This is a genomic window from Buchnera aphidicola (Macrosiphoniella sanborni), assembly GCF_005080885.1.
Classification (GTDB): domain Bacteria; phylum Pseudomonadota; class Gammaproteobacteria; order Enterobacterales; family Enterobacteriaceae; genus Buchnera; species Buchnera aphidicola_AU.
The window spans coordinates 577,765-589,632 of the sequence record NZ_CP034864.1 but is presented as its reverse complement, the minus strand read 5'-3'; the positions used below and the strand labels follow the sequence as shown (position 1 = coordinate 589,632).

Below are 11,868 nucleotides of genomic sequence, written 5' to 3'. Positions count from 1 at the left end.
GAAATATACAAAAAAAAATTTTTTATATTAAAATTGGTTAAATATTTTTTTAGAATATTAAATGAGTTAATTTGTTTTTACATAACATTTTGAAAAATATTTTAATATTCTATTTATTTATTATATTATTTATGATAGGAATATGAGTGTTGACTATGTTAATATCAATTAAATTAAAAATACAGAATTTCGGTCAGTTTTTAAGTAGCATGATTATGCCTAATATCAGTATTTTTATTGCATGGGGGATAATGAGTGCTTTATTTGTTCCATTGGGATGGCAACCTAACAAAAATTTAGAGCAATTACTGTTTCCAATGGTTTTTTATCTTTTACCTATTTTAATTGGATATACTGGAGGAAATTTAATTTCTTCTTCTAGAGGAGGATTAGTTGGTGCTATAGCCACTATAGGAGTTATTACTAGTACTAATATGCCAATGTTATTAGGTGGAATGATTGTAGGACCTTTAAGTGGTTGGATTATAAAATATTTTGACAAAAAAATAGAAAATAAAGTTAAAAATGGTTTTGAAATGTTAGTAAATAATTTTTCTATTGCAATAATAGGAATATTGTTATCAATTATTTCATTTTTTACAATTGGACCATTTATTCAATGGTTATCTCATGTGCTAGAAAGATTAATAAAAATTATAATGTATTATCATTTATTACCTTTTACTTCTATTATTATAGAACCAGCTAAAATATTCTTTTTAAACAATGCGATGAATCATGGAATTTTTTCACCTTTAGGTATTCAAGAAGCATCTAAAAATCATATGTCTATATTTTTTTTAATCGAATCGAATCCTGGTCCAGGATTAGGTGTATTAATAGCATGGTTTTTTTTTGGAAAAGGCGATTTACGTAAATCTTCAGGAGGAGCTGCAATCATTGAATTTTTAGGAGGAGTACATGAAATTTATTTTCCTTACATTTTAATTAAACCAAAATTAATTATTTCTCTTATTTTAGGTGGAATGAGTGGTATTTTTTTGCTAGTTTTTCTAAAAGGTGGTTTAATTTCTATAGCATCACCAGGTTCTGTGTTATCTATTTTAGCTATGACTCCGAAAGGTTGTTATTTAGCTAATATTCTAGCTATTTTTTGTTCTTTTTTAGTTTCTTTTATCAGTTCTGCATTATTTTTAAAATTTAATTTTGATCTGTATAAAGTAGAGTATAAAAATAATTTTAATCCCTTATCTTTGAAAAATAATTTAGATCATATTAATTTTAATGGAATTAAAAGTATTATTGTCGCTTGTGATGCTGGTATGGGATCTAGTGCATTAGGTGCAAGTATTCTACGAAAAAAAATAAAAAAAGCTAATTTAAATTATATTTCTGTTTTAAATACAGCTATTAATTTATTACCAAAAAAAACAGATTTAGTTATTACACATCAAAATTTAACATCTCGTGCTCAAAAATATGCACCATATGCGCAGCATATCTCTTTAAAAAACTTTCTTAATAATAATTTTTATGATAATTTAATAGAAAAATTAATCAAACATACTAATACTATCAATATTAATCAAAATATTGATCATGTCCGTATTACAGATAATGATAATAAGAAACAATCATTTAGTTTATTCCAATTGACTGAAAAAAATATTTTACTCAATCAATATGCTGATAGTAAAGAAGAAGCTATTAAAATTGTTGGAAAACAACTTGTTACGCAAGGTTATGTTAAAGAGAATTATATTGAATCTATGTTAGAAAGAGAAAAAATGTCTTCTACTTGGCTTGGAGAATCAATAGCATTACCGCACGGAACAATTGAATCAAAAGATTCTGTTTTAAAAACAGGAATAATTTTTTGTCAATTTCCTAAAGGTGTTCAATTTGGAGAAGAAATAGATGAAATTGCTTATCTTGTTATTGGTATTGCGGCAAAAAATAACGAACATATTATGGTAGTAAGTAATATCACTAATGCTTTAGATAATCAAAAAACTATTCAAAAATTATCTACTACTACTAGTATAAATGAAGTTTTAGAATTATTAACTATTAAATAAATTTAATTTTATTTTAATTTTCAATATAATATTTTATTGGATCGATTTATGAAAGCACTCCATTTTGGCGCAGGTAATATTGGACGTGGTTTTATTGGCAAAACGTTATCAGAATCTGGATTTGAAGTTATTTTTGCAGATCTTAATCAAGATATAGTAAATGCAATTAATAATAATAAAGAATATTCAGTTAAAACAGTAAGTTGTAATAGATATAAAATCACTAATATTAAAAATATAACTGCTATTAATGTAAATGATTTAGATATTTTTAAAAAAATCTCTTCAGTTGACTTAATTACAACAGCAGTAGGTGTGAATGCACTCAATAACCTTGCTAATATTATAGCAAAAGGAATAATATTAAAAGTGCAAAATGAATCAGTAATACCTTTAAATATTATTGCTTGTGAAAATAAAATAAAAGCAAGTTCTTTTTTAAAAAAAGAAGTTTTGAAAATATTACCTATAAGATATCATAATTATTTAAGTGAATGTGTAGGATTTATAGATTGTAGTATTGATACGATCATTCCGCTAGTTAATTATAATAAATGTGATTTATTTGTTATCGCAGAAGAATTTAAAGAATGGATTGTTAATATTCACCAATTTAAAGGTACAATACCAAAAATTATTGATATGCAATTCAGCGATAATTTAAATCTTTTTATAGAACGAAAACTATTTACATTAAATACTGGACATGCTATTGCAGCTTATCTTGGATTAATAAAAAAATACAGAACGATACAAGAAGCTATTAAAGATCCAAAAATACGTATTATTGTTCAGAGTGCTATGCAAGAAAGTGGTGCAATATTAATCAAACGTTATAATTTAAATCAAAATGATCACTTAGATTATATTAAAAAAATTTTTTTTCGTTTTGAAAATTCTATTTTATCAGATTGTTTAGAACGAATAGCACGTAACCCCATTCAAAAATTGGGAAAAGAAGAACGTTTAATTAAGCCTATTTTAGATAGTATTCAATATAAATTACCGTATTCTCATTTATCTAAAGGTGCAGCAGCAGCATTGCATTACTGTAATCCAAATGATTTAGAATCTATAAAAATTTCATCTTTAATAAAAAAAATAGGAATAAAAAAAACATTAATAAAAATTTGTAGTGCTAGTTTAAATGAAGAAGGAATATATTCTATTATTTCATCATACAATACAATTGTAAAAGAATTAAAAGAAATAGAATCATATAATTTTATATAATAATTTTGATTGAATGTATTTTTTTAATTCAAAATTAGAATATCAAAAAATATCTATTCGTGTATTTTCAACTGATTTATTGAGTTAAATTTCTTCCAGAGAAATTATTGATAGATCAGATTCTGTAGTAAAAGAAATGATAGAAAATAGTTATAGATTCTGGTACAAAAAATATTAATTTTATAATAAAAGCGAATTTTAATGTAATACAAGATGATGGTAGTGGATTCCAAAAAAAGATTTATTTCTTACAATCTTTCATCATACTAATAATACTAGTAAAATTCATTTTTTATCAGATTTTTAGATTCAATTACTACTTTTGGTTTGAGGGGAGAAGGAAGAAAGTTTTAGCTAGTATTAGAACTGTTTCGCAATGAACTATTATTTTTTCAAATATATCATTTTATAATATTGATTGAAAAATCAGAAAAATTTCTTGATTTGATATTATTTTAGAATATATTTCTTGTCTTATAAGTACCAGTCTTATTATAAAATTGTTTTTTTAATATACCTAATCAATTATTTTTTATACGAAATAAAAAAATAAAATTTTTAAATATAGTTACAGTAATAAAAAAATAGCTTTATTTGAATTTAATATTAACTTTTCTCTCAAAAATAAAAAATTTATTTTAAAATTTAATGCTATAAAAAATAAAACTAAAAACATTGATAGAATTCAAGATATTTTGAATAAAATTGATGTTAATACATTAATTACAATTCAGAAACAAAAATCATATTTTCTTATTTAAATCGATTGCAAATCCTAATTATTTTAATTATCTAAAAAATATTCAGGATCGTTATTCTCAGAAAATCATATTTTTATTTAATTCAGAACAGTATATACGGGTTATTTTAGAATAACAAAACATAAAAAACATCTCTTTTTTATATTTAAATATTTCATCTAATTATTTAATATTGATATTCATCCTACTAAAAACACGATTAAGTTGTATAAACTTAATAAAATATATAAATTTATTTATGAAACAATTTTATATAACTTAAAAAATATCCAAAAAAATATTTTCTTCAAGACATGATCTTCATTAAGGAAAAAATATATAAATAAATTTATATGAAAATAACAGATCATGTTCTTGGAAATTTTTTGTTTTTAAACAAGCCCCTTTATATTTAAAATATTTAAAAAAGAAGATGAATCTAATGATATTAGATACATACATAATTGATATTAGATATATACTAGATAATTTCTTAAAAAAATATTATTTTTTTATTGGAAAATTGTTAAACATGATAAATGTATATTATTTTTTAATGAAAATACTGATAATTTTTCATAAATTTCTTTTCTGGATACTACATGTAATAATTAAAAAAATAAAATTAGCCAATGATATTCACAAAAAAAACATTACCTCTATATATTTTAATTAATTTTTCATTAATATTTAATTATTTTAATTAATTTTTTATTATTTCTTAGAATTCAAGAATATATAATATTATTTCAAAATTAAAAGATTTTATCAAGAATTGTATTTAATTTAATATTTTAAAAAAAATATGTTATTTTAAAATTTCTACTTCTTTTTCTAAAAAAATATTGAATATACAATATTAGAATTTTTCAAATTTTTATTTATCAGGAAAAAATATCAATTATAGAATTAGTAAATTAGTTTTATAAAAATATTTTTATAGAATACAACATTAGATTTGTATCAAAAGAATTTCAGTTATTTTATAACTAGAACAATATTGCCCTATAATTTAATCCTCCACCAAAATTATTACAAAAAATAAATATTGATAAAGCATTATGTATGTTAAAAATATAAATAAAACTAAACCTATTGTTATTTTTTTGATGGGTCCAACAGCATGTGGAAAAAGTAAAGTTTCTATTTATCTTAGAAAATATCTACCAATAGAATTAATTAGTGTAGATTCTGCATTAATTTATCGGGGTATGGATATTGGAACAGATAAACCAAGTATTACTGATTTATCTATTCATCCTTGTCGATTATTAAATATTAGAGACCCAATTGAAAATTACTCAGCTGCAGAATTTCATCATGATGTTTTAAATGAAATTAATAATATTATTAAATTAGGGAAAATACCTTTTCTTGTTGGTGGAACCATGTTTTATTACCATGTTTTATTGAATGGATTATCTACTTTACCACCATCTAATCTTAAATTACGACAATATTTATTACAAAAAAACTCTAAAAAATATTTTTTGCATGAAAAATTAAAATTAATAGATCCTATTGCAGCAAAAAGAATTCATAAGAATGATTATCAAAGATTACTTAGAGCTTTAGAAGTTTTTTATATTTCAGGGAAAAATTTAACAGAATTAACAAAAAATAACAACTATCAATTACCGTATAAAATTTTCCAATTTGCATTAATGCCTCCAAATAAAGAATGGTTGAATAATAAGATTGAAATACGCATAAGAAAAATGTTGATTTCTGGTTTTCAAAAAGAAGTCGAACTACTTTTTTTACGAGGTGATTTACATATTAATTTGCCATCTATGAGGTGTATTGGCTATCGCCAAATATGGGAATATCTTGAATATAAAAATAGTTATCAAGAAATGTTTAATAAAATGATTTATGCAACAAGAAAACTGGCTAAAAATCAATTAACATGGTTAAAAAAGTGGAATAATATTGATGAAGTATTATGTAATTTACATCCTGATATTTTACTGAAAAAAATATTAACCATTCTTTAAAAACAGAAAAATTATTTGAATAAATTTACTATTTTTTTAAAAATGAGGTATAAAATGGTTTGGAATAAACCACATGATAATAAACCTGAATTTGATCCATGGGGGAAGAAGGATGGTTATAATAAAAACTATTCAGAAAATAAAAAAGATACAAAAAAAACAATATTAGATATAAAAAAATTTTTATGTAATCTTAAAAATATTGTTACTCAAAATAATAATTCTTCACATTCATCAAAAAAAATAGTTCATCCTATTTTCATAATAATATTAATAATCTTTTTTGTTTGGTGTGTGAGTGGTTTTTATACTATAAAAGAAGCTGAACGTGGTGTAGTAACTAGTTTTGGGAAATTTAGTTATTTAGTTAAACCTGGATTAAATTGGAAACCTGTTTTTTTTCATGAAGTACAAGCTATTAATGTTGAAACTGTTCGTGAATTAGCAACTTCAGGTACTATGTTAACTGCAGATGAAAATGTAGTTCGTGTTGAAATGAATGTACAATACAAAATCACTAATCCTGTAGATTATCTTTTTTCTATTTCATACCCTGATGACAGTTTACGACAAGCAACAGATAGTGCATTAAGAGGTGTTATTGGACGTTCTACTATGGATAGAGTATTAACAGAAGGTCGTACGTTAGTTAGAAATGATACTCAAAAAGAAATTGAAGAAATAATTAAACCATATAATATGGGTATAACAATATTAGATGTTAATTTTCAAACAGCTAGACCTCCTGAAGAAGTAAAAGCTTCTTTTGATGATGCAATTGCTGCTCGTGAGAATCGTGAACAATATATACGTGAAGCTGAAGCATACTCTAATGAAGTGAAACCAAAAGCTAATGGAAAAGCACAAAGAATTTTAGAAGAAGCAAAAGCATATTCTTCACGTATAATTTTAGAAGCTCAAGGTGAAATATCTCGATTTAATAAAATTTTGCCTGAATATCAATTATCAAAAAAAATGACGTTAAAACGTCTATATATAGAATCTATGGAAAGATTATTGAGAAATAATAAAAAAATATTTTTTGATAACAAAGACAATTCTATATTTTTTTTATCTTTAGATAATTTATTTTCTAATATCAAATCATTTAAAAAAAATATGAATTTACAGAAAAATAATTCTTTTAAAAATAAAAAAGATAAAAATTATTTTTCTTCATTATCTCCTAAGAATATTTTAGAAGAACGTCGTATCAATTCTATTCGAAACGATTTTAAAAATATGGAGAGAAAATGAATATAAATAAAGTTTTTATTTTTCTATTAAGTATTTTTCTTTTTTTATTATCTTCTTCTGTTTTTATTGTAAAAGAAGGGGAACGTGGAATTATTTTACAATTTGGAAAAGTTTTACGTAATAATAATCAAAAAACTGTAGTATATAATCCAGGATTACATTTTAAATTGCCATTCTTAGAGACAGTTAAAATGTTAGATGTTCGTATTCATACTATGGAAAATCAAGAAGATCGTTTTGTAACGAAGGAAAAAAAAGATCTTATTATTGATTCTTATATAAAGTGGCGTATTAATGATTTTAGTAGATATTATCTTGCTACTAGTGGAGGAGATGTTTTTCAAGCTGAAGTATTATTAAAAAGAAAATTTAATGATCGATTACGATCTAAAATTGGTCGTTTAAATGTTAAAGAAATTGTTACAGATTCACGAGGAAAATTAACTGCAGAAGTTTTAAATGACTTGAATAAAGGAACTATTAATTTAAGAAAAACATCTTTAATTAATGTAAATAGCATGAATGCATTAGGTATTCAAATAGTAGATGTTCGTATTAAACAAATTAATTTACCTATTGAAGTATCAGATGCTATATATAATCGAATGAGAGCTGAGAGAGAAGCAGTAGCGCGTAGTCAACGTTCTCAAGGTCAAGAAACAGCTGAAAAAATACGTGCAGAGGCAGATTATAAAGTATCTATTATATTAGCACAAGCACAAAAAAAAGCACTAATTATTAAAGGTGAAGGAGAAGCTACAGTCACTAAATTATTTGCAAAAAATTTTAGTAAAGAACCAGATTTTTATTTTTTTATGCGTGGTCTACATGCTTATGAAAATAGTTTTAAAAATAATGACAATATTATGTTAATTAATTCAAATAGTCATTTTCTTAAGTATCTCAATAAAATTATTGAACTAAAAAATTAATTGTTCAAAAATAGATATAAAATATTTTAATGACAATAGGTACGTAAAAAAATGAAAAAAAATATTGTGATATTAGGTACACAATGGGGTGATGAAGGTAAAGGAAAAATAGTAGATTATATAAGTTCAGATGCTTCATATGTTGTAAGATATCAAGGAGGACATAATGCAGGACACACTTTAGTTGTAAATGAAAAAAAAATAATTTTACATTTAATTCCATCTGGATTATTGCATCAAAATACAATCGGTATTATTGCTAATGGTGTAGTAGTTTCACCTGCAGAATTAATAAAAGAAATAAAAATGTTAGAAAAAAACAATATTTTTATTAATAAACGTGTATTTATTTCAGATGCTTCTCCTTTAATTTTGCAATATCATATTGAAATGGACATAGCTCGTGAAAAAAAATTAGGAATTAATGCATTAGGAACAACAGGAAGAGGGATTGGACCTGCATATGAAGATAAAATCGCACGTCGAGCATTACGAATAGGAGATTTAAAAAATGAAAAAAATTTATCTACTCGTTTAGAAAAAATAGTACATTATTATAATCATCAATTAGTAAATTTTTATCAACATAAACCTATTGATTATAAAATAATTTTAAGAGATTTATTACCAACAATAGATGTGATCCATGATATGATACAAGATACTACTAATATTTTACATAAAGCTATCAAAGATAAGAAAAAAATCGTTTTTGAAGGTGCTCAAGGTAGCTTTTTAGATATTGATCATGGTACATATCCTTATGTCACTTCTTCTAATAGTACTGTTGGAGGAGTAATTACAGGAACAGGAGTTGGACCTAAAGATTTAGATTATATTCTTGGTATAACAAAAGCGTACTCTACTAGAGTTGGTTATGGTCCTTTTCCTACTGAAGTGTTTGATGATAAAGATAGACATTTTTCTAATAAAGGTCATGAATTTGGTTCTACAACTGGTAGAAAAAGAAGAACAGGATGGTTAGATGCTGTATCTTTATGTCGAGCAGTAAAAATTAATTCTCTATCTAGTTTATGTATTACAAAATTAGATGTATTAGATGGATTAGACGAAATTAAGATTTGTGTAGCTTACAAAAATATAGATACTTTAGAAATAATATCTTTTCCAGATATAAACGAATGGGAAAAAATAGTTCCAATTTATAAAAGTTATCCTGGATGGACTAAAAAAACTTTAGGTGCAAAAAAAATGGAAGATTTACCTTATGAAGCACATCATTATATAAATTCTATAGAAGAAATCACACAAACCCCTGTTGATATCATTTCTACTGGTCCAGAGCGTTCTGATATTATTTTAATAAAAGATGTTTTTGAATGTTAAAAATGAATAATTTTAATTAAATAAATAAAATAATTAGCAATAGTATATCATTATATTAATGATTAAATAATATATGTGGAGAAGTGAATATGGTAGTAGATCTCTACCACAAGAAGTTGTTAAATAGATATAGAAATTCTATTCCAAGTCGTGAATGTATTTTATTATGGTTAAAAACATGTAAAAACTTGATAAGTCAAAGAAATTTAGAAAAAAAATTTTACATTAATAATAAAGAACAAAAGAAAGCATTACGCTGCAGATTACAGAAAATGGAAAAAGACGGTCAAGTGATATATACTAAAAATCATTTTTATACTGTTCCTGAAAATTATAAAGTGGTTAAAGGAAAAGTAATAGGACATAAAGATGGTTATGGTTTTCTTAGAACAGAAATATTAAAAGATGATCTTTTTTTATCATCAGAAGAAATGAAATTTTGTATTCATGGTGATATTATTCTTGCTTATATTACTTATTCTAATGTAAAAAAAAGAAGTTCAGCAAGATTTTTAAAATTATTAGAACCTAATAATACATTCATTGTTGGTAGATATTATATTAATAAAAATATTACTTTTGTTATACCTAACGATACTCGTTTTCATTTTAAAATTTTTATTGTTGCATCATCTATTCAGGAACATATCTCTATAGGATCTATTGTAGTTGTGAAAATCAATAAAAAATCTATACGAAATATTAAAATGATAGGATCAATTACAGAAGTTCTTGGTAAAAAAATGGAGACAAATTTAGCAATAGAAATTGCATTACGTACATATTCGATTCCCTCTTCATGGTCACACGCAGTAAAAAGTCAATTATATGATATTAATAAAAAAATTAAAAAATATAATTTTGAAAATCGTATTGATTTAAGACATTTTTCTTTTTTTACAATCGATGATGAAGATGCTTATGATTTTGATGATGCTATTTTTTGTAAAAAAAAAAATAATGCAGAAGAAGGTTGGAATTTATGGGTTGCTATTGCAGATGTAAGTTTTTATGTTGAACCTAATACTCCTTTAGATAAAGAAGCGTTAGAAAGAGGTACCTCTATATATTTTCCTTCATTAGTTGTCCCTATGTTACCAGAGCAACTGTCTACAGATTTATGTTCTTTAAATCCTCATGTTGAACGTTTATGTTTGATTTGTGAAATGAGTTTATCAAATAGCGGGGAATTAATAAGTTATAAACACTATGAAGCTGTTATTTGTTCTCATGGACGATTTACATATGATGAAATAGATAAAATTTGGAATGGTGATGTTTTATTACAAGAAAAATATAAAAAAAATTTAAAATATATTCAAAATTTGTTATGTTTGCAAAAAATTTTTAATAAATATAGAGTATCTAAAAAAGGTATTGATTTTGAAAAAATTGAGCCGAAATTTGTTTTAGATTCTAATCTTCGTATTAAAAAAATACATCAAAAAATTCGAAATGATGCTCATAAATTTATCGAATCATGTATGATTTTAGCTAATATTGCTTCTGCTTGTTTTATTAAAAAATACACACATCCTGTTTTATTTCGGAATCATGATTCTCCTAAAACAGAAAATATTGTTAGTTTGCGTATATTTTTAAAGAAAATAGGTCTAAAATTATTAGGAGGAGACACTCCGAAATCTATTCATTATTCGAATTTATTAAAAAAAATTTCTAATAGTTCTCAATATGAGATTGTTCAAACAGTATTATTACGTTCTATGAAGCAAGCTATATATTCACCTGATAATTATGGTCATTTTGGTTTATCTTTATCTAGTTATGTTCATTTTACTTCACCTATTAGACGTTATCCTGATTTAATATTACATAGAATTATTAAATATTTATTATTGCAGAATAAAAAAAGAAATATTAATCAAATAGATAATATTTATAATAATTATTTATATAATATGAATGAAATGAGAAATATAGGAAAATATTGTTCAATGACTGAAAGACGTGCAGATGAGGCTACTAGAGACGTTATTGATTGGTTAAAATGTGATTTTATGCATAAAAAAATTGGTTGTATATTAAATGGTGTTATTTCTAATATTACTTCTTTTGGTTTTTTTGTTCGTTTAAATCAATTTTTTATTGATGGTTTAGTACATATAACTTCTTTAAATGATGATTATTATTATTTTGATACCTTAAATTTAAAATTAATTGGAAAAGTGAATAAGAATGTTTATCGTCTTGGAGATGCTTTACAAGTTAAAGTAATGTCAGTAAATTTACAAGAACGAAAAATAGAGTTATCTTTATATCAATCTTATTAATTTTGTTTAAACTATACCAAATTATATTGATT

Annotated in this window: 7 protein-coding genes; all 7 read left to right on the top strand. The window is 23.7% G+C overall.

Annotated elements, in window-relative coordinates:
• Positions 1 to 155: 155 nt before the first annotated feature.
• The 7 genes from D9V74_RS02730 (at position 156) to rnr (ending at position 11,836) form a co-directional block, all read left to right on the top strand.
• On the top strand, positions 156 to 2,039 hold the full coding sequence (locus tag D9V74_RS02730) for a PTS mannitol transporter subunit IICBA (protein WP_158363057.1): 1,884 nt from the start codon (positions 156 to 158) through the stop codon (positions 2,037 to 2,039).
• Positions 2,040 to 2,087: 48 nt separating this feature from the next.
• Complete coding sequence (locus D9V74_RS02725) at positions 2,088 to 3,272, top strand: mannitol-1-phosphate 5-dehydrogenase (RefSeq protein WP_158363055.1); 1,185 nt, start codon at positions 2,088 to 2,090, stop codon at positions 3,270 to 3,272.
• A 1,849-nt stretch (positions 3,273 to 5,121) separates the two neighbouring features.
• The gene (gene miaA / locus D9V74_RS02720; RefSeq protein WP_222836972.1) at positions 5,122 to 6,009 is read left to right on the top strand and encodes a tRNA (adenosine(37)-N6)-dimethylallyltransferase MiaA; all 888 of its coding nucleotides are present in this window, start codon (positions 5,122 to 5,124) and stop codon (positions 6,007 to 6,009) included.
• Between the two features lie 54 nt (positions 6,010 to 6,063).
• The gene (gene hflK / locus D9V74_RS02715) at positions 6,064 to 7,266 is read left to right on the top strand and encodes an FtsH protease activity modulator HflK (protein ID WP_158363051.1); all 1,203 of its coding nucleotides are present in this window, start codon (positions 6,064 to 6,066) and stop codon (positions 7,264 to 7,266) included.
• Positions 7,267 to 7,268: 2 nt separating this feature from the next.
• The gene (gene hflC / locus D9V74_RS02710; protein WP_158363134.1) at positions 7,269 to 8,198 is read left to right on the top strand and encodes a protease modulator HflC; all 930 of its coding nucleotides are present in this window, start codon (positions 7,269 to 7,271) and stop codon (positions 8,196 to 8,198) included.
• Positions 8,199 to 8,249: 51 nt separating this feature from the next.
• Positions 8,250 to 9,545: an adenylosuccinate synthase gene (locus tag D9V74_RS02705; RefSeq protein ID WP_158363049.1), complete on the top strand. Its 1,296-nt coding sequence runs from the start codon at positions 8,250 to 8,252 to the stop codon at positions 9,543 to 9,545.
• A gap of 89 nt (positions 9,546 to 9,634) precedes the next feature.
• Positions 9,635 to 11,836 carry a ribonuclease R gene (gene rnr, locus D9V74_RS02700; protein WP_158363047.1) on the top strand — a complete coding sequence of 734 codons (2,202 nt, stop codon included), beginning with the start codon at positions 9,635 to 9,637 and terminating at the stop codon, positions 11,834 to 11,836.
• Positions 11,837 to 11,868 lie beyond the last annotated feature (32 nt).

Coding starts and splice junctions, on each gene's coding strand:
- D9V74_RS02730 (WP_158363057.1), top strand. CDS start 156: ATGTTAATATCAATTAAATTAAAAATACAGAATTTCGGTCAGTTTTTA.
- D9V74_RS02725 (WP_158363055.1), top strand. CDS start 2,088: ATGAAAGCACTCCATTTTGGCGCAGGTAATATTGGACGTGGTTTTATT.
- miaA (WP_222836972.1), top strand. CDS start 5,122: ATGGGTCCAACAGCATGTGGAAAAAGTAAAGTTTCTATTTATCTTAGA.
- hflK (WP_158363051.1), top strand. CDS start 6,064: ATGGTTTGGAATAAACCACATGATAATAAACCTGAATTTGATCCATGG.
- D9V74_RS02705 (WP_158363049.1), top strand. CDS start 8,250: ATGAAAAAAAATATTGTGATATTAGGTACACAATGGGGTGATGAAGGT.
- rnr (WP_158363047.1), top strand. CDS start 9,635: ATGGTAGTAGATCTCTACCACAAGAAGTTGTTAAATAGATATAGAAAT.